The 16810-nt window shown below is 60.4% G+C and carries 17 protein-coding genes and 1 tRNA gene; 10 read left to right on the plus strand and 8 right to left on the minus strand.

Going from position 1 to position 16810, the window contains the following annotated elements:
- Positions 1 to 48 precede the first annotated feature (48 nt).
- Complete coding sequence (locus tag V0R37_RS16305) at positions 49 to 921, plus strand: TOBE domain-containing protein (protein ID WP_420375510.1); 873 nt, start codon at positions 49 to 51, stop codon at positions 919 to 921.
- Here V0R37_RS16305 and V0R37_RS16310 read toward each other — a convergent pair.
- The 3 genes from V0R37_RS16310 to modA are packed head-to-tail and all read right to left on the minus strand — an operon-like array spanning position 873 to position 3064.
- The gene (locus tag V0R37_RS16310; RefSeq protein ID WP_420375511.1) at positions 873 to 1610 is read right to left on the minus strand and encodes an ATP-binding cassette domain-containing protein; all 738 of its coding nucleotides are present in this window, start codon (positions 1608 to 1610) and stop codon (positions 873 to 875) included. The genes V0R37_RS16305 and V0R37_RS16310 overlap by 49 nt on opposite strands.
- The gene (modB, locus tag V0R37_RS16315) at positions 1607 to 2296 is read right to left on the minus strand and encodes a molybdate ABC transporter permease subunit (protein WP_420375512.1); all 690 of its coding nucleotides are present in this window, start codon (positions 2294 to 2296) and stop codon (positions 1607 to 1609) included. The genes V0R37_RS16310 and modB overlap by 4 nt, the downstream gene beginning before the upstream one ends.
- Positions 2297 to 2308: 12 nt before the next feature.
- The gene (gene modA / locus V0R37_RS16320; protein WP_420375513.1) at positions 2309 to 3064 is read right to left on the minus strand and encodes a molybdate ABC transporter substrate-binding protein; all 756 of its coding nucleotides are present in this window, start codon (positions 3062 to 3064) and stop codon (positions 2309 to 2311) included.
- 125 nt (positions 3065 to 3189) lie between these two features.
- Here modA and xerD point away from each other — a divergent pair, with 125 nt between their 5' ends.
- Positions 3190 to 4143: a site-specific tyrosine recombinase XerD gene (gene xerD / locus V0R37_RS16325; RefSeq protein WP_420375514.1), complete on the plus strand. Its 954-nt coding sequence runs from the start codon at positions 3190 to 3192 to the stop codon at positions 4141 to 4143.
- Between the two features lie 72 nt (positions 4144 to 4215).
- A complete protein-coding gene (gene ybaK / locus V0R37_RS16330; RefSeq protein ID WP_420375515.1) occupies positions 4216 to 4725 on the plus strand; it encodes a Cys-tRNA(Pro) deacylase in 510 nt (169 codons plus the stop codon).
- Positions 4726 to 4900: 175 nt separating this feature from the next.
- Here ybaK and V0R37_RS16335 read toward each other — a convergent pair whose 3' ends face one another.
- The 3 genes from V0R37_RS16335 to V0R37_RS16345 all read right to left on the minus strand — a co-directional run bounded on the left by V0R37_RS16335 (position 4901) and on the right by V0R37_RS16345 (position 7526).
- The gene (locus tag V0R37_RS16335; RefSeq protein ID WP_420375516.1) at positions 4901 to 6103 is read right to left on the minus strand and encodes a DnaJ domain-containing protein; all 1203 of its coding nucleotides are present in this window, start codon (positions 6101 to 6103) and stop codon (positions 4901 to 4903) included.
- Between the two features lie 276 nt (positions 6104 to 6379).
- A tRNA-Arg gene (locus tag V0R37_RS16340) sits at positions 6380 to 6454 on the minus strand.
- An 85-nt stretch (positions 6455 to 6539) separates the two neighbouring features.
- Complete coding sequence (locus V0R37_RS16345; RefSeq protein WP_420375517.1) at positions 6540 to 7526, minus strand: tripartite tricarboxylate transporter substrate binding protein BugE; 987 nt, start codon at positions 7524 to 7526, stop codon at positions 6540 to 6542.
- A 199-nt stretch (positions 7527 to 7725) separates the two neighbouring features.
- Between V0R37_RS16345 and V0R37_RS16350 the strand changes: the two genes are divergently transcribed.
- From V0R37_RS16350 to V0R37_RS16360, 3 genes are read left to right on the plus strand one after another with little or no spacing between them, the layout of a single operon-like run.
- Positions 7726 to 8625 carry an AEC family transporter gene (locus V0R37_RS16350; protein ID WP_420375518.1) on the plus strand — a complete coding sequence of 300 codons (900 nt, stop codon included), beginning with the start codon at positions 7726 to 7728 and terminating at the stop codon, positions 8623 to 8625.
- A 9-nt stretch (positions 8626 to 8634) separates the two neighbouring features.
- On the plus strand, positions 8635 to 9192 hold the full coding sequence (gene tsaE, locus V0R37_RS16355) for a tRNA (adenosine(37)-N6)-threonylcarbamoyltransferase complex ATPase subunit type 1 TsaE (RefSeq protein WP_420375519.1): 558 nt from the start codon (positions 8635 to 8637) through the stop codon (positions 9190 to 9192).
- Entirely contained in the window at positions 9123 to 10484 is a 1362-nt protein-coding gene (locus tag V0R37_RS16360; protein WP_420375520.1) for an N-acetylmuramoyl-L-alanine amidase, read from the plus strand. Before tsaE ends, V0R37_RS16360 begins: the two co-directional genes overlap by 70 nt.
- Before the next feature lie 29 nt (positions 10485 to 10513).
- On the opposite strand, the gene V0R37_RS16365 is transcribed toward V0R37_RS16360, so the two are convergent.
- Entirely contained in the window at positions 10514 to 11155 is a 642-nt protein-coding gene (locus V0R37_RS16365) for a VTT domain-containing protein (RefSeq protein WP_420375521.1), read from the minus strand.
- A gap of 171 nt (positions 11156 to 11326) precedes the next feature.
- Here V0R37_RS16365 and mutL point away from each other — a divergent pair, with 171 nt between their 5' ends.
- Both mutL and miaA read left to right on the plus strand, forming a co-directional pair.
- The gene (mutL, locus tag V0R37_RS16370; RefSeq protein ID WP_420375522.1) at positions 11327 to 13228 is read left to right on the plus strand and encodes a DNA mismatch repair endonuclease MutL; all 1902 of its coding nucleotides are present in this window, start codon (positions 11327 to 11329) and stop codon (positions 13226 to 13228) included.
- Positions 13225 to 14166 carry a tRNA (adenosine(37)-N6)-dimethylallyltransferase MiaA gene (miaA, locus tag V0R37_RS16375; RefSeq protein WP_420375523.1) on the plus strand — a complete coding sequence of 314 codons (942 nt, stop codon included), beginning with the start codon at positions 13225 to 13227 and terminating at the stop codon, positions 14164 to 14166. The genes mutL and miaA overlap by 4 nt, the downstream gene beginning before the upstream one ends.
- 47 nt (positions 14167 to 14213) lie before the next feature.
- Here the strand turns inward: miaA and purM are convergent, their stop codons facing one another.
- Positions 14214 to 15266, minus strand: a complete 1053-nt coding sequence (purM, locus tag V0R37_RS16380) for a phosphoribosylformylglycinamidine cyclo-ligase (protein ID WP_420375524.1) — start codon at positions 15264 to 15266, stop codon at positions 14214 to 14216.
- Positions 15267 to 15399: 133 nt separating this feature from the next.
- On the opposite strand from purM, the gene hda reads away from it, so the two are divergent.
- Both hda and V0R37_RS16390 read left to right on the plus strand, forming a co-directional pair.
- A complete protein-coding gene (hda, locus tag V0R37_RS16385) occupies positions 15400 to 16107 on the plus strand; it encodes a DnaA regulatory inactivator Hda (RefSeq protein WP_420375525.1) in 708 nt (235 codons plus the stop codon).
- Positions 16104 to 16805 carry an HAD family hydrolase gene (locus V0R37_RS16390; RefSeq protein WP_420375526.1) on the plus strand — a complete coding sequence of 234 codons (702 nt, stop codon included), beginning with the start codon at positions 16104 to 16106 and terminating at the stop codon, positions 16803 to 16805. Before hda ends, V0R37_RS16390 begins: the two co-directional genes overlap by 4 nt.
- Positions 16806 to 16810: the final 5 nt, after the last annotated feature.

The following is a 16810-nucleotide window of genomic DNA, read 5'->3' on the forward strand; positions in this document are numbered from 1 at the left end:
GGGCGCCGCTATTTGCAAGGGGTCCATTCTAACGACTCGGCACGACAGATGGCTTTCCTTTTAGCATTGAGAGGCCCTAAACTGGGTGCCATGCATAATCAGGACAACGCCCCTTCCCGCGCCGCCGACATCGAATTGAGCGGTTCGATATGGTTTCGTTCGGGCCAGCAAAACTGGGGAAGCCAAAAGCGCATGGCGCTGTTGACCGCCATAAGCGAAGAAGGCTCCATCAGCGCGGCCGCCCGGAAAATCGGCCTGAGCTACAAAGCGGCCTGGGATGCCGTGGACACCATGAACAACCTGGCCGGCGAGCCCCTGGTGCTGCGCAGCACCGGCGGCCAGCGCGGCGGCGGCGCCCATCTGACGCAGCGTGCCCAAGAGCTGCTGCAGCTGTATCAATTACTCAGCAAGGAACACGAGCGCTTCATGGCGCGGCTGGCCGCGGCCAGCGGTTCCTCGCCTCAAAACCTGGAGTTCATACAGAACATGATGGTACAGACATCGGTGCGCAACAAGCTGCCCGGTACCGTCGCCCGCCTCAAACACGGCGCGGTGAACGATGAAGTCGTCCTGGACCTGGAGGGCGGCATCGAGATCGTCGCCTCCATCACCAGCGAAAGCGTGCAGAACCTGGGGCTGCAACCGGGCAAGCGGGCGCTGGCATTCATCAAGGCGTCTTCGGTCATGGTGGGACTGCCCGGCAAAGGCCTGAAACTGTCGGCCCGCAATCAATTGCGCGGACGCATCTGCCGCATCGTGGAAGGCGCGGTCAATGCCGAGGCCTGCATCGAGCTGCCGGGCGGCCAGATTGTGGCCGCCATCCTAAGCATGGAAAGCCTGGCATCGATGAATCTGCGGGAACAACAGGAAGCCTATGCAATTTTCAAGGCATCCAGCGTGATGGTGGGCGTTCTGGACTGACGCGACGGCAGTTGCGACGGATCGTATTCATCCACAATCCGTCCGTCCTGTATCTGGTAGATGCGGTCGGCCAGCACCAGCGCATCGTCGGGATCGTGCGTAATAAGAATCGTCGGAATATCCAGCCTGGCCTGCAACGCGGCCAGCTCATCGCGCATTCGTTCGCGCAGGCCGGCATCGAGCGCGGACAGGGGCTCGTCCAGCAGCAGCACGCCGGGCTCCACCGCCAGCGCGCGAGCCAGGGCGACACGTTGTTTTTGCCCTCCGGATATTTCGGCCGGATAGCTGTTCAGGATTCCGTCCAGCTCGAACGACTCGATCCAGCGCCGGGCCGCCTGGGGCAGCGTTCGGCCTCGGGGATTAAGCCAGCCGCCGCTCAGGCCAAACCCCACGTTCTGCGCGACCGTCAAATGGGGAAACAGACCGTAGTCCTGCTGCAGATAGCCCACCCGGCGCTGCTGGGGCGGCAGGAAAATGCCTTGCCGGGAATCGTAGAAAGTCGTTCCAGACACCCGTATGCAGCCGCTGTCCGGACGCATCAACCCGGCAATGGCCTGCACAGTCAATGTCTTGCCGGCGCCGGAAGGCCCGAACAGGGCTATGCGGCGCGCCTTGGCGTCTATCCGGATGTCCAGAAGAAATTGCCTGGCGCCCGCAAGCATGCGCCGCTTGATATCCAGGTGCATCATCGCAAAGCCGTCCGCTGGCTCATCGTTCGCGATCGGTCCGGAGCCAGTCTGCCGGCAATCCACAAGACCGCGATGCAGGTGAAAGATGTCACTATCACCAGAATGTTGGCCACGCCATCGTTGCCCGCCTGCACCGCCTCGTAGATCGCAATGGACAAGGTCTGGGTTTTCCCGGGGATGCTGCCCGCTATCATCAGCGTGGCTCCGAATTCGCCCAGAGCGCGCGCAAAGGCCAGGAATACGCCGGCCAGGATGCCGGGCAGGGCCAGCGGCAGCGTCACCCTGAAGAAGGTGCCGCTGGCGCTTACCCCCAGCACCTGGGCGCCGTTCTCCAGGGCGGGGTCCACACCCTGGAAGGCGGCGCGGGCGGCTTTCAGCACCATGGGGAAGGCAACCACCGTTGCGGCGATCACGGCCCCCTGCCAGGTAAAGACCAGTACGATGCCCCAATCCGCCAGGAATGACCCCAGCCAGCCGCGGCGCCCCAACAGAACTAGCAGGTAATAACCGATGACCGTAGGCGGCAGGACCAGCGGTAAAGTCAGCACCGCATCCAGGGCATCGCACCATGCCGAGCGCCAGCGCGACAGGCCGTAGGCAATCGAAACACCCAGCATGGTGGAAAAGAAGGTGGCCCAGCCCGCCACCTTGAGCGACAACAGCAGGGGAACACTAACATCAGACATGAACGGCCCGGATTACGGTTGGGAGAAGCCGTATTTGGTCAATATCGCCTGGCCCTTGGCGGAGGAAATGAAATCCACGAAATTCTGGGCTTGCGGGTTTCGGCCGTCGCGCTTGACCAGTGCGATCGGATACAAGACAGGTACGGGTGTGGACAGCTTGGCCGCCACCTTGACCTTGCCGGGCATGATGGCGGCATCGGTGGCGAATACGAAACCCGCGTCTACCTCCCCGCGCGCCACATAATCCAGCACTTGGCGCACATTCTGGCCCAGCACTTCATGTTTCCTGACGGCATCCCAGTCGCCGCTATGCTCCAGCGCCGCCTTCGTGTAGCGGCCCACGGGCACGGTCGCCGGGTTGCCAAAGGCGATGCGCTTGACCCCGCCCGCCTTCAGGCCGTCCACCGAATCGATACCCAGCTTGCTGTCGGCCGGCACAATCAGCACCACCTCGTTGCGGACAAAATTACGTTGAGTGCCGGCGGCTATGCTGCCGGCCTCAACCGCCTTGTCCATGGCCTTCTGGTCCGCCGAAGCGAAGACGTCCATGGGAGCACCCTGGATGACTTGCGCAGCGACGGCGTCGGAGCTTGCAAAGCTCATCAACACCTTGGTATCGGGATGCTCCTGCTGAAACACCGTTGCAATCTCGGTCAAGGCATTGGTCAGGCTGGAGGCGGCCCCCACCAGCAAATCGCCCGCCGAAGCCTGCGCGTGCCATCCCATGCTTGCCAGCGCCGCCGCTGCAATGAATTTCTTCGTATTCATCTCTTTCCTTTTTTCAGGAGGCCGGCGATAACCATTCCATGGCCATGCCTGGAGCCCGCGCCCCGATGCCTGACTCGTAATATATATACCTATATAACGATTCGTCAACCCAGCCTTGCGATAAGATGCAATCGCTTGAGCTGCCCGCTCCCTTGAACCTTCATTGGCCTACGACCATCTTGACCTTTTCACCCCCTGCCACTATCGACGCGTTCCTGGATGCCATCTGGCTGGAAGACGGCCTGGCGCAGAATACGCTGTCGGCGTATAGGCGCGACCTGACCGCCTTCGCCCAGTGGCTGCACGCCAAAATGCACAAGACGCTGGAGCAGGCCGATGCCGCCGACATACAGGACTGGTTTGCCGCCAAACATGCCGGCAGCAAGGCCACCACCGCCAACCGGCGCCTGGCCGCCTTAAGGCGCTACTACCTGTGGGCCTTGCGCCAGGGCATTGTCCGCAATGACCCATGCCTGACCTTGCGGGCCGCGAAGCAGGCCGCCCGCTTTCCCAAGACCTTGTCGGAAGACCAGGTGGACGCCCTGCTCCAGGCCCCCGACACGCGCAGCGCACTGGGCCTGCGCGACCGGGCCATGCTGGAAACGCTGTACGCGACCGGCCTGCGGGTCAGCGAACTGATCGGCCTGGGCGCACTGGAAGTAAGCCTGACCGAAGGCGTCGTGCGCGTCGTCCTGGGCAAAGGCGGCAAGGACCGGCTGGTGCCGCTGGGCGACGAGGCCCAGTATTGGATAGAGCTGTACCTGAAGCAATCGCGTCCGGAACTGCTGGGTGCGCGCCAGTGCGATGCCCTTTTCATTACGGCCCGGGCCGCCGCCATGACCCGGCAGTCGTTCTGGCTGATCGTGAAAAAATACGCCGCGCTGGCGGATATCCACGCGCCCCTGTCTCCCCACGTGCTGCGGCATGCTTTCGCCACGCACTTGCTGAATCATGGCGCCGACCTGAGGGTGGTGCAGATGCTGCTGGGCCACGCCGACATTTCGACCACGCAGATTTATACTCATGTGGCGCGCGAAAGGCTCAAGGCGCTGCATGCGAAACATCATCCCCGCGCATGACGGTATCGGCGGCATGCCGCGCTTTGGTTTCCCGCAGTGCGCGATTCTTGTCTATTTTGATTCATTGAAAACATGGCTAAAGACAAACATGTCTCGGAAACGCCGGCGACACAGTTGCTGAAAAAAAACCGTATCGTGTTCACCGAGCACCCTTACGAGTATGTCGACCACGGCGGCGCGATGGAAGCCGCCAGGCAATTGGGCCTGGACCTGCACCAGGTCGCCAAGACCTTGATCATGGAAGACGAAAACGCCAAGCCGCTGGTGATCGTCATGCATGGCGACCGCGAAGTATCGACGAAGAATCTGGCGCGACAGATAGGAGCCAAGAAGGTCAGCCCCTGCTCCGTCGATATGGCGCAAAAACACTCCGGCTATATGGTGGGCGGGACATCGCCGTTCGCAACGCGCAAAAAGATGCCGGTGTGGGTGGAAGCGGAACTGCTGGATGCGCCCGTCATCTATGTGAATGGCGGGCGGCGCGGCTATCTGGTGGGCGTGCCGCCAGCTGCACTAATCCGACTGCTGGAAGCAAAGCTGGTGAATGCTGGCCTGCACAAAGAAAAGTCAAAGCATAGATGAAGATACCGCCTTGCCGACCTTTATATAGCCATTTGCCTGTCGCAAAAGACTAGGGGCAACGATAAACTGCATGCCAGCTATCGCATTCAAAAAAAGCAATATCAATATTTCCTTTACCGCGTCGGACAACGACCCAACCTAGCAGTCCCTATATTGGCTCGGGAAGGTAGTACTGCTAGAACTGCTCGGGCCTAGCCTGCATTGGCTGAAAATTGCCATTTTGGGTACGCCGCAACTTGTAGGTCATATGAGTCGTGGCGTACCGTTGATAGCCTGCTTGTTGAATTCGATAGTTTCTAAAGACTGAATCGAAGCTCACAATTGAACCTTCTGTAAATCGGCCACATTTTTTGCTGAAGGCTTTTCCTGTAGCAAACCAAGCCTGATAATCACCATCTGGTATGGTATTAAATGTCACCGTCCTTCCCTGCTCCACATAGGCTAAAAATACAGATGTACCTGCTCGGTCTTTCAGCTTCAGGAGTAAATTATCAGACTCGGGAGCGGTAACAGTCAACGAGTGCTCACCGTTTTGAGTGCTGGTGAATACAGTTCCATTTGCGGGCGACAGCGGTTCTAGAGGACATAGCTTTTGAAGCGTAGTTTGTGATTCGCCAATAGCTATGAATGCGCCATTTACATAGCCCTCCTCTCCGTTATATGAAACGGCAAGCCAGCCATCATTATCTGATCCTGTCACTTTGACCTCTTCCGCAAACAATAAGCGCCTTATGACGGGATGCTCGACACCTGGTCCCAAGCGTAAATTGAGCGCTTGACTAGTAACTCGACCCATGACCGCGTCAATAGCGGGAGTACGCTCCGTTGGCGCGGTAGTTCTAGTATCTGCCAACAAGGAGGAGGAGTTTCTGCTTCGCTCAAGAGGATCTAGATAGGTCGGAACTGTCGCAGTTGGAGCTCTGGAGGTAGGCTCCGGCAACCGCCAATATACGAGTAAAGGCAGGGCAACAATGGCAAGAATAATTATGGCAATCGGCCAGTTGTACCCATTAGATGTAAATTCAGTTGGTGCAGGTCGTGAAACACTGCTTTGAGCTTTCCCTGACGTAGGGCGATGCGGCGGCGATGACGGCTGGTGAGCAGCCTTTGGCTTAGGTGCACTATCCATCCTAGCCTGCTCAGATTGCTGCCGACGGCGCGCAATTTCAGCGTCGTGTAGCTTACGCTTTGCGGGGTCCGACAGAACATCATATGACGCATTTAGAATGGCCATAATCCGAGTCGCACGTGGATCGTTAGGGTTCTTGTCTGGATGATATTGTTGAGAAAGCGCTCTATAGGCGGCTCGGATTACCATGAGCGGCGCATCAGAAGCGACTTTTAGATTGTCGTAATGGGTATGAAAACGTTCTGTCATACCAAGTTTAGATTAAGCCAGCCACTGTCGGCACTTTGAGTATGCACGCTTGAACAATGCCTGACTGTTGCCTATTCTTAGCAACGGCCGTTATATGAAAGCCTGTAGAATTATTCATGATCATTTGTTCAGCTTGAGTTTCAAACAAATACATTTTCCGCTTATTGTTGCAGAATATGCGGTTTTTTTGAATCATGCATGAAGTTGCCTATACCTCTGGAAGAAGCGAGAGCGTAAATCGGCAAGTTTCAGAGAGATGGCTGTTCTCTTCTCTGATGGCGTCCCCGGCAGGAATCGAACCTGCAATCTTCCCTTAGGAGGGGAAAGTTATATCCATTTAACTACAGGGACGCGTTTGGGCTTGAGATTATAAAGCACAAAAAAACCGGGGCTTGCGCCCCGGCCTGTTTCCGATTTTACAACCGGTCCTACAGCACTATTCGAGCTTGATATTGCCCTTGGCCACAACTTCCTTGGCCCAGTCGTACTGCGTCTTGATTTCCTTGGCGAACTCTTCAGGCGTGTTGCCGGAAGGAGCGGCGCCTTGCTTCTCAAGCGTTTCCACGACTTTCGGATCCTTCAATGCCACCACTGCCGCATCGCGCAGTTTCTTGATGATTTCGGGAGGAGTGCCGGTGGGAGCCAGCAAGCCGTACCAGGCGGGCTGGTTCAACTGGGGGTAGCCTTCTTCAGCCAAGGTGGGGACATTTGGCAAGGATTTCAGGCGCTCGGGCCAGGCGATGGCCAATGGGCGCAATCCGCCGGCTTGGATCTGGCCCATGGACGAAGGAAGATTGTCGAACATGCTGTCGATCTGGCCGCCGACGGCATCGGTCACGGCCGGGCCCGAACCCTTGTAGGGAACGTGGATGGCATCGGTGCCGGTGGCCTGTTTGAAGGCTTCGCCGAACAGGTGAAGCACCGAGCATGTACCCGAGCTGCCGTGCGTGTACTTGCCCGGATTGTCTTTAAGCGCCTTGACGAATTCCTTGAAATTCTTGGCGGGGAATTTGGGATTGACTTCGATCACGTTGGGCACATTGGCGAAATTGGTGACCGGCATGAAGTCCTTCAGGGGATCGTAGGGCAGATCCTTGGGACGGCACGCCGAGTTGACCGCCATGGTGGATACGGTGGCGATGGAAAGCGTGTAGCCGTCAGGCTTGGCGCGAGCCGCTTCCGCCGCGCCGATGGCGCCGCCTGCGCCGCCCTTGTTTTCGACAACCATGGTCTGGCCCAATTCCTGGCTCATGCGCTGGGTAACGATGCGAGCCACGATATCGGTGGAGCCGCCGGGTGCAAACGGAACGATGACGCGAATGGCCTGAGTCGGATAATCGGCAGCTTGCGCGGAGGCGCCGAACAGCGAGGCAACGCCAGCGGCCAGCGCAACGGCGGCAAATCGATTGTGGAATTTAACCATCTAGTAATTACTCCGTAAAAAACGAATGGATTTACAAAACAAGCCGCCCAGATTTCAGCTAAGCTCACTGATTTTTGTGGCAGGATAACAGCTATCAAGCTTCCCTGTCTCTGCTAGTTACTACCTATTCTTCGACCCCGGAAAAGCTTGCAAACCGCTGAACGCGGCCGGTCCACCTGTCCTGCACCCTTGGTTTTTTATGTCCGTCATTCAACTCGTATTGCCTGATTTCTTGCTCATCGGGCTGGGGTGGCTGCTTTTCCACAAGCTCAGGTTTTCCGGCGATTTTTTTCGCGGCGCCGAGCAACTGGTCTACTTCGTGCTGTTTCCGGCCCTGCTCTTTCATTCGATCACGCAAACGCCATTAAGCCTGTCGGGCACCTACACATTGCTGCAGGCCACACTTGCCGTCATGGGCTTTGGCGTGGCCATGGCGTGGCTGGCTGTACCCGTGCTGAAGCCCTCGCCCATCACCCACGCATCCGTGGCTCAATGCGGCTATCGCTTCAATACCTATATAGGCCTGTCGCTGGCCGGCGGACTGGCCGGCTCCGAGGGACAGACCATCATGGCGGTATTGGTGGGATTTGCCGTGCCCATTTCCAATATAGCGGCGGTGCATGCGCTGGCGCGCCAGAATGGCGGCAAGGTGTTCCGGGAAATTGTCCGCAATCCCTTCATTATCGCGACCCTGCTGGCCCTGCTGTGCAATATCTTCGGCGTCCCCATACCCCGCGCCATCGATGCGACGCTCGGACGCCTGGGCGCTTGCGCCATCGCCATCGGGCTGATGTGCGTGGGTGCGACCCTATCCCTCAGCGGCGGCCAAGGGGGCGTCAAGCTCATGAGCTGGATGATCGCCCTGCGTTTGATGATCACCCCCATCTTTGCTATTTTTATCGGGTGGGCGCTTGGGCTGACACTGGTCGAACGGCAGATACTGTTGCTATTTGGCGCCTTGCCCACCGCGTCATCGGCCCACGTCCTGGCGGCCCGGATGGGCGGCAACGGATCGCTGGTGGCCGTTACGATGTCGATCGGAACCCTGCTGTCTGCCCTGACCATTCCCTTCTGGTTAATGGTGGGACCCTTACACTGAGAACCCGCCATGAAACAAGAAAATCAAGATATTGACCGAAGTAGAGTATTTTTGCCGGATGAAGAAGCCACGATAACGCTAGCTTCCCGACTTGCCCCCCTGCTTTGCGGCACCCACCCGGCGGTCGGCGCGACGCGGCGCGGAGGCAGGATCCACCTGCGCGGAGACCTCGGCGCGGGCAAAACCAGCTTCGCCCGGGCCCTGTTGCGCGCGTCGGGGATCACCGGAAGAATAAAAAGTCCCAGCTACGCACTGCTTGAAAGCTATAATCTTTCTAACTTATACTTCTATCACCTTGATTTCTATCGGTTTAGCGATTCGCGGGAATGGGTGGATGCTGGATTTCGCGATATACTGCAAAAAGAAGCGGTGGTTTTGATCGAATGGCCAGAGCAAGCAGGCGCTTTATTGGCGCCTCCAGACCTCGATATCCACCTGGAATATGCAGACATCGGGCGGTACGCCAGCCTAACGGCCCATAGCGACAAAGGAAAATTATGGCTGACGACTCTTGCCCTTCCCCATCCCGTATCCCCCCAGCGGGAATCTCCCGGCGCCGACTCATAACCACCGCCGGCAGCCTGTTCATCCTGCCGGTCATCCCCGCACTGACACATGCTGCAACCATCGTTGCGGTGCGCACCTGGCCGGCGGATGAATACACCCGGGTCACGCTGGAAATGGACAGCGAGCTCAAGGCGGAGCACTTCATACTCGAGCATCCCGATCGGCTGGTCGTGGACATCCAGGGCCTTAGCATCAACGCTACCATCAATAACCTGGTTTCCAAGATCAAGCCCAACGATCCTTACATCAGCGCCGTGCGGGTGGCTCAGAACCGGCCCGATGTGGTCAGGCTGGTGCTCGATCTGAAACAGCCCATTGCGCCGCAGGTCTTCACGCTCAAGCCCATCGGCGAATACAAATACCGCCTGGTGCTCGATTTGTATCCCAAGGTAGCGCAAGACCCTCTGCTGGCCATCATGAACGAGGCCGACAAGGATCCGCTGGCCGAAGTGCTTGAAGACCTGGCGCAAAATTCACCGCCCGACGTCCCCGTGCCCTCAATGCCGGGACAGAAACTGCCGCCCGTGGCCAAGCCGCCCAGGGCGCCCGCCGCGCCGCCGCCCCTCGCGTCGGAGCCGCGCCGCGACAACAGGCCCATACTGATCGCCCTGGATCCCGGCCATGGCGGCGAAGACCCGGGAGCCATAGGGCGCAACGGCACGCGCGAGAAGGACATCGTCCTGAGCATCGCCCGCCGGCTGAAGAAGCTGATTGACTCGCAACCGAATATGCGGGCCTACCTGACGCGCGACAATGACTACTTCGTGCCTTTGCATGTCAGGGTGCAAAAGGCGCGCCGCGTCAAGGCCGACCTGTTCATTTCCATACATGCCGACGCATGGATCAAGCCCAGCGCGCGCGGGTCGTCCGTCTTTGCCCTATCCCAGAACGGCGCCACCAGCGCGGCGGCGCGCTGGATGGCCAAACGCGAGAACGAAGCCGACCTGATCGGCGGCGTCGACCTGGGTTCGCATAACAAGCAGGTGGCGCAGGTCCTGCTGGATCTTTCCACCGCGGCCCAGATCAATGATTCCATGCGCGTGGGCGACCAGGTTCTGGGCGAAATCGGAAAAATCAATCGCCTGCACAAGAAAAGCGTGGAGCGGGCCGGCTTTGCGGTATTGAAGGCGCCCGACATCCCGTCCATCCTGGTGGAGACGGCGTTTATCAGCAACCCCGAGGAAGAGCGCCTGCTGCGCAGCCCCGGGCATCAGGACAAGATAGCGCGGGCCATGCTGACGGGCATCAGCGGCTACTTCGCGTCCAGCCCGGCGCTTGCACGCCGGGCCTGAACGGGGCGGCCGCGCCGCCCGTCCCTTTGCTAGACCGAGGGCGATTTACGCTTGAACAGCTTCCATAGCGTACCCAGCACGACGGGAACGGCGGCGGCGCTGACACCAATCAGGACGATGGTGTTCAAATGCTCCTTGATGATGGGCACATTGCCGAAAAAGTAACCCAGGGTAACCAGCCCACCCACCCATAGGACCGCGCCCGAAATATTGAACAGCTGGAAGCGCAGGACGTTCATGCTTGCGACTCCCGCCACAAAAGGCGCGAAGCTGCGGAAAATCGGCAGAAAACGCGACAGGACAATGGTCTTGCCGCCGTGCTTTTCATAGAACGCGTGGGTCTTGATCAATGCGTTCCGATCCAGGAAGCGGGAATTGCTGGTAAATACCTTGGGTCCGATATATCGGCCTATGGAGTAATTGACGGTGTTCCCCAATACAGCCGCGGCGATCAATATGCTGGACAGCGTTACCGGATCCAGCAGGCCCGAGGCGCCGAAAGCGCCGGCAATGAACAGCAGAGAATCGCCGGGCAAGAACGGCAGAACGACCAGGCCCGTCTCGCCAAAAATAATCAGGAAAAGCACCAGGTAAATCCATTCGCCATATTGTGCCACCCAGTCTCCCAGGAACTGGTCAATATGGAGAATCATATTGAAGAGATCAAGCATATCCGCTACCAAAAAAAGTTACAGCAATATAGCGCTGTTCAGCCCGGCCGTAAAAGAGCATGCGCTCCCGACCGGCTAAAATCAGATTAATACGCAATACCATACATCCTGCGCGCCGGGCCCTTCCATGCCGGCGCGGGTGCCCAGCCTCGACATCAACGGAAAGCCGCAATGCCTGAACGTCGCTCTATCGCTCAACTTCCCGACCAGCTCATCAGTCAGATTGCTGCCGGCGAGGTCATCGAGCGGCCGGCCTCCGTTCTGAAGGAGCTGCTGGAAAACGCCATCGATGCCGGAGCGCGCGCGATCGAGGTGCGTCTGGATGGCGGCGGCATCCGCCGGATCGCCGTCAGCGACGACGGCACAGGGATTCCGCAAAATGAGCTGACACTGGCGCTGACTCGTCATGCCACCAATAAAATCACCTCGCTGAACGAACTGGAATCCGTCGCGTCGATGGGTTTCCGGGGCGAGGCGCTGGCCTCGATTTCGTCGGTGGCGCGGCTTACGCTTACTTCACGCACAGCCGATGCGCCCCATGCCTGGCAGATCCAGGCTTCGCATGGCGCGCCCACGCCCGCATCGGGCTCTGTCGGCACCACCATCGATGTGCGACAACTGTTCGACGAGGTCCCGGCCCGCCGCAAGTTCCTGCGCGCGGAGGCCACCGAATATGGACATTGCATCGATGCGCTGGACCGCATTGCGCTGGCCCAGCCTCATATCGCTTTCCGGCTGTTCCACAATGACAAGGCGCAGCGCAATTGGCGCGCCACCGACATCGGACAGCGGGTGCGCGATGTATTGGGCTCCGACTTCATCGAGCAAGGCCTGGAAGTCCTGCATGAGCATGGCCTGATCACGCTGCAAGGCGTGATTACCCGCCCCACCTATGCGCGCAGCCGCGCCGACCGGCAGTATCTTTATGTGAATGGACGCTACGTCAAGGACCGCACCGTGGCGCATGCCGTACGCCAGGCCTACGCCGACGTCCTGCATGGCGACCGCCAGCCGGCCTACGTGCTGTTTCTTTCCGTCGATCCGGCCACGGTGGATGTGAACGTGCATCCGGCCAAGCACGAGGTGCGCTTCCGCGACAGCGGCGCGATCCACCGGTTTGTGGGGCAGGCACTGACCCAGGCGCTGTCGGCGGCGGGCGGCCACACGCTGACCGGGCAGGGCGGCCCAGAAAGCGTACAGCCCGTTGCGGAACACGGCGACAGGGCCGGGGATGGCACGGCCAACCTCGCTGGTGATTCGCCCTATTCCGCTGCTTACGGCCATCCGGGCCAGGCGTCTGCGCGGCCCTTTTCGGCGCTTGACGGCCGCCCTCCCGCACCCTCGTCCTTTCAAATCCCGCAAATGCAGCAGGCCTTCCGCCTGCGCGACCACGGCGCCGGACAAGCGGCTGACTGGCAGTCGCTTTACCGGCCCATCGAAGCATCCGATACCGCGATCGACACGCAGCCAGGCCAGCAGCCCATGCACGAGTTTCCGCTGGGCATGGCCTTGGGCCAATTGCATGGCATCTATATCCTTGCCCAGAACCAGGCGGGGCTGGTGCTGGTCGACATGCATGCCGCGCATGAGCGCGTGGTCTATGAGCAATTGAAGAAGGCCATGGATGCGCAGAACCTGCCGCGCCAGGAACTGCTGGTCCCCGTCGTTTTCGGCGTGAGCGAAAAGGAAATCGGCTTGGTCGAGGAGCACGCCGGCACGCTGGCCGCGCTGGGACTTGATCTTCGGGCGGCCGGCCCGGCCTCCGTCGCCGTGCGGGCCGTGCCCGCCTTGCTGGCCAATGGCGACATCGAATCGCTGGCGCGCGGCGTGCTGCGCGACCTGGCCAGCGTCGGCGTATCGCCGCGCCTGACTGAACAACGCAATGAGCTGCTCTCGACCATGGCCTGCCACGGATCGGTACGAGCCAATCGGCGCCTTACCCTGGACGAAATGAACGGCCTGCTTCGCAGGATGGAGCAAACCGAAAGAGCCGATCAGTGCAACCACGGGCGCCCCACCTGGGTGCAATGGAAAGTCGGCGAGCTGGACAAGCTTTTCATGCGCGGCCAATGACTATCCCGGTTATCTGCCTGGCCGGCCCCACTGCGGCCGGAAAAAGCGCCGCCACGCTGGCGCTGGCCGAACGCTGGCCGGTGGAGATCATCGTCATGGACTCGGCCACGATTTATCGCGGCATGGATATCGGCACCGCCAAGCCGTCTGGCGATGAACAGGCGCGGGTTCCGCACCATCTGCTGGACATACGCGATCCGGCCCAGTCGTACTCGGCGGCGGAGTTCCAGCGCGACGCCAGCGTCCTGATCGCCGATATCGCCGCCCGGGGCAGGCTGCCCTTGCTTTGCGGCGGAACCATGATGTATTACAAGGCGCTGCGCGAGGGCCTGAATGAACTTCCGGCCGCCGATGCGGCCGTGCGCGCCGCCATAGAAAGCGAAGCGCGCGAATTGGGTTGGCCCGAATTGCACCGCCAGCTATCCCGCTACGATCCCGACACCGCCGCCAGGCTGGCTCCCAACGACAGCCAACGGCTGCAGCGGGCCATTGAAATCCACCGGATCAGCGGCCGAACCATGTCCGACTGGCTGAAAGACCCGCCGATACGGCACGGCGATACGCCGCCATTCATTACTGTCAGCCTGGAGCCGTCCGACCGGCTCGCTCTGCATACGAGGATCGCGCAGCGCTACCAGGCGATGCTGGACATGGGTTTGGTCGAAGAGGTGCGTGCCCTGTATCAGCGGCCCGACCTGCACACCGGCCTGCCATCGATGCGTTGCGTGGGATACCGGCAGATATGGGATTACCTTGACGGAAAAAACGGCCTGGGTCAGGCCGTGGATCAAGCCGTCGCCGCAACGCGGCAATTGGCCAAGCGCCAGCTGACCTGGCTGCGTTCACTGCCCGCCCGGCATGTGGTCGACTGCCTGGCTCCGGACGCTGCCGAGCGCGTCGTGGATGCGGCCGCGGCCCACTGGCCCGCGGCGCGCTAAGGCCAAAAAGCGGCGGTGCCGTTCAGGCGCCGCCTTACACAGGCAAGCTAGACGACGACGGTTTGAGGCGCGTCGGGGCCGTCCTGCCGGACGATCTCGCCCAAACGGCTGACCTGCTCGCCGTGCGCAGTCAGCGTTGCGGCGATCGCATCGGCCTTGCCGGCCGGCACGACCATCACCATGCCTATGCCGCAGTTGAAGACCCGGTGCATTTCGGCATCGGCCACGCCGCCATTCTGCTGCAGCCAAGTGAAGAGTTCCGGCATGGTCCAGGCGTCGCGATACAGGCGCGCCGTCAAGCCGGGCTGCAAAATGCGCGGCACATTATCCAGCAGGCCGCCGCCCGTAATGTGGGCCAGGCCCTTGATGGCGTCGCCATGCTCGGCCAGCGCCGCCAGGACCGGCTTGACATAGATGCGGGTGGGCTCCATGACGGCGTCTTCCAGCGAACGGCCGCCCAGGTCCTGATTGGGCCTGGCATTGGCGTGGGTAAGAATCTTGCGCAACAAGGAAAAACCGTTGGAATGGGCGCCGCTGGATGCAAGCCCCAGAATCGCGTCGCCCACGGCAATGGACTTGCCGTCGATGATGCGCGATTTCTCGACCGCGCCCACGGCAAAGCCGGCCAGATCGTATTCGCCGTCGGGATACATGCCCGGCATCTCGGCGGTTTCCCCGCCTATCAATGCGCAGCCGGCCAGTTCGCAACCTTTGGCTATGCCGCCCACCACGCTGGCGGCGGTGTCCACCGACAGCTTGCCGCAGGCGAAATAATCCAGGAAATAAAGAGGTTCGGCACCCTGCACCAGGATATCGTTGACGCTCATGGCGACCAGGTCTATGCCCACGGTATCATGGCGCTTCCATTCAAAGGCCAGCCGAAGCTTGGTCCCGACCCCGTCGGTGCCGGACACCAGCACGGGCTCCTTCAGGTGGCGCGGCACCTCAAACAATGCGCCAAAGCCGCCTATGCCGGCCATCACGCCGGCCCTCATGGTTTTGGCGGCTAGCGGCTTGATGCGATCGACCAGGGCTTCGCCGGCATCGATATCGACACCTGCGTCGCGATAGGTCAAGGAAGCGGAATGTTTGTTTGTCATGAGAAATGCCGTGGGATGTGTAAGAATTGCGTGTTTAATTAAATACCAAGCCTGATTTTACGATGAACGCGGCAAAAACACGCCCGGGGCATGCCAGGGCCGGCGCAACCGGCAGCCTCACTGTAGACGATACATGACGCAGCAGCTGATACTCGACCTTCTACCGCCCTCTCCGGCATCGCTCGACAACTTCGTTGCCGGCGATAATGACGAGGTCCTGGACGCCTTGCGCAACCTGCGGCCGGGCCGCGCCATTTACCTGTGGGGTCCCGCCGGCGCGGGCCGCAGCCACCTGCTTCAGGCCGTCGCCACCGGCGGCGATGCGCTTTATTTCGGCCGCGAAGACACCGCCGCCGCCCTGAAAGAGATAGCCACCTCCGAGGCCCTGCACTACCGGCTGATTGCCGTGGACGACGTGCAGCATCTGGATGACGATGGCCAGGCGGCCCTGTTCACCCTGTACAATCGCTGGCGCGAGGTCGCCGCCGCGGACAACGGCTTTGCATTGGTTCTGGCCGGCGACCGCGCGCCGCTGGCCATGCCTTTGCGGGAAGACCTGCGCACCCGGCTGGGCTGGGACCTGGTATTCCGGCTGGAATTGCTCTCTGATGATGATCGCGCGCAGGCCTTGCGGAAACGGGCCGGCGAGCGCGGGCTGCAACTTTCACCCGAAGTCATAAGTTGGGTCTTGACCCATTACGCACGCGACATGGGCCGGCTGAGCGCGCTGGTCGACGCACTGGATCGCTACTCGCTCGAAAAACACCGGGCCATTACCTTGCCCTTGCTGAAAGACCTGCTGGCCTCCAGCCAGCCGACCAAAGAATCCGATAATTCATGACATCCGCTAAACGCCTGGCCCTGTTCGATCTCGACCACACTTTGCTGCCCCTGGATAGCGATTATCAATGGGCCGACTTTCTTGCGCGCACAGGCCGGGCGGGCGACCCCGCCGAGGCGCAGCGCCGCAACGAAGAACTGATGGAGCGCTACAACGCGGGCAAGCTGACCGCCGAGGAGTCGGCCGAATTCATGCTGGGCCTGCTCACTCGCGGCAGCCCCATGGAACTGGCTGAATGGCACGAAGCCTTCATGGCCGAAGTCGTGCGCCCCGCGATCCTGCCGTCGGCGCAAGAACTGGTCGGTCGCCACATGGATGACGGCGATCTGTGCGCCATCGTGACGGCGACCAACGAATTCGTGACCGCGCCCATTGCGCGCGCCTTCGGCATCCCCCATCTGATCGCCACCCTTGCCGAGACCCGGGACGGCCGCTACACCGGCCGCATCCAGGGCACGCCCAGCTTCCAGGCCGGGAAGGTCATCCGCGTGAACGAGTGGCTGGCGGGCATGAACCTGTCGCTAAGCGGCTTCGAACGCGTTTATTTCTACAGCGACTCGCCCAACGACCTGCCGCTGCTGGAAGCGGTCAGCCATCCCATTGCAACCAATCCCAGTCCCGTATTGCGCCGGGTGGCGCAAGAACGAGGCTGGCGGATTCTTGATTTATTCAAGGACATGCAGGACGCAAAGTCCTAAAATAC

Source organism: Pollutimonas rozaliensis (assembly GCF_048751585.1).
In the GTDB taxonomy this organism is placed as follows: domain Bacteria; phylum Pseudomonadota; class Gammaproteobacteria; order Burkholderiales; family Burkholderiaceae_B.

What these genes read in the sequence shown, in the direction of transcription:
- V0R37_RS16305 (WP_420375510.1), top strand. Translation starts at nt 49, where the DNA reads ATGGCTTTCCTTTTAGCATTGAGAGGCCCTAAACTGGGTGCCATGCAT.
- hda (WP_420375525.1), top strand. Translation starts at nt 15,400, where the DNA reads ATGACGCAGCAGCTGATACTCGACCTTCTACCGCCCTCTCCGGCATCG.
- ybaK (WP_420375515.1), top strand. Translation starts at nt 4,216, where the DNA reads ATGGCTAAAGACAAACATGTCTCGGAAACGCCGGCGACACAGTTGCTG.
- V0R37_RS16360 (WP_420375520.1), top strand. Translation starts at nt 9,123, where the DNA reads ATGGCTGACGACTCTTGCCCTTCCCCATCCCGTATCCCCCCAGCGGGA.
- tsaE (WP_420375519.1), top strand. Translation starts at nt 8,635, where the DNA reads ATGAAACAAGAAAATCAAGATATTGACCGAAGTAGAGTATTTTTGCCG.
- purM (WP_420375524.1), bottom strand. Translation starts at nt 15,266, where the DNA reads ATGACAAACAAACATTCCGCTTCCTTGACCTATCGCGACGCAGGTGTC.
- V0R37_RS16335 (WP_420375516.1), bottom strand. Translation starts at nt 6,103, where the DNA reads ATGACAGAACGTTTTCATACCCATTACGACAATCTAAAAGTCGCTTCT.
- V0R37_RS16365 (WP_420375521.1), bottom strand. Translation starts at nt 11,155, where the DNA reads ATGCTTGATCTCTTCAATATGATTCTCCATATTGACCAGTTCCTGGGA.
- xerD (WP_420375514.1), top strand. Translation starts at nt 3,190, where the DNA reads ATGCAATCGCTTGAGCTGCCCGCTCCCTTGAACCTTCATTGGCCTACG.
- modB (WP_420375512.1), bottom strand. Translation starts at nt 2,296, where the DNA reads ATGTCTGATGTTAGTGTTCCCCTGCTGTTGTCGCTCAAGGTGGCGGGC.
- V0R37_RS16310 (WP_420375511.1), bottom strand. Translation starts at nt 1,610, where the DNA reads ATGATGCACCTGGATATCAAGCGGCGCATGCTTGCGGGCGCCAGGCAA.
- V0R37_RS16350 (WP_420375518.1), top strand. Translation starts at nt 7,726, where the DNA reads ATGTCCGTCATTCAACTCGTATTGCCTGATTTCTTGCTCATCGGGCTG.
- V0R37_RS16390 (WP_420375526.1), top strand. Translation starts at nt 16,104, where the DNA reads ATGACATCCGCTAAACGCCTGGCCCTGTTCGATCTCGACCACACTTTG.
- mutL (WP_420375522.1), top strand. Translation starts at nt 11,327, where the DNA reads ATGCCTGAACGTCGCTCTATCGCTCAACTTCCCGACCAGCTCATCAGT.
- miaA (WP_420375523.1), top strand. Translation starts at nt 13,225, where the DNA reads ATGACTATCCCGGTTATCTGCCTGGCCGGCCCCACTGCGGCCGGAAAA.
- V0R37_RS16345 (WP_420375517.1), bottom strand. Translation starts at nt 7,526, where the DNA reads ATGGTTAAATTCCACAATCGATTTGCCGCCGTTGCGCTGGCCGCTGGC.
- modA (WP_420375513.1), bottom strand. Translation starts at nt 3,064, where the DNA reads ATGAATACGAAGAAATTCATTGCAGCGGCGGCGCTGGCAAGCATGGGA.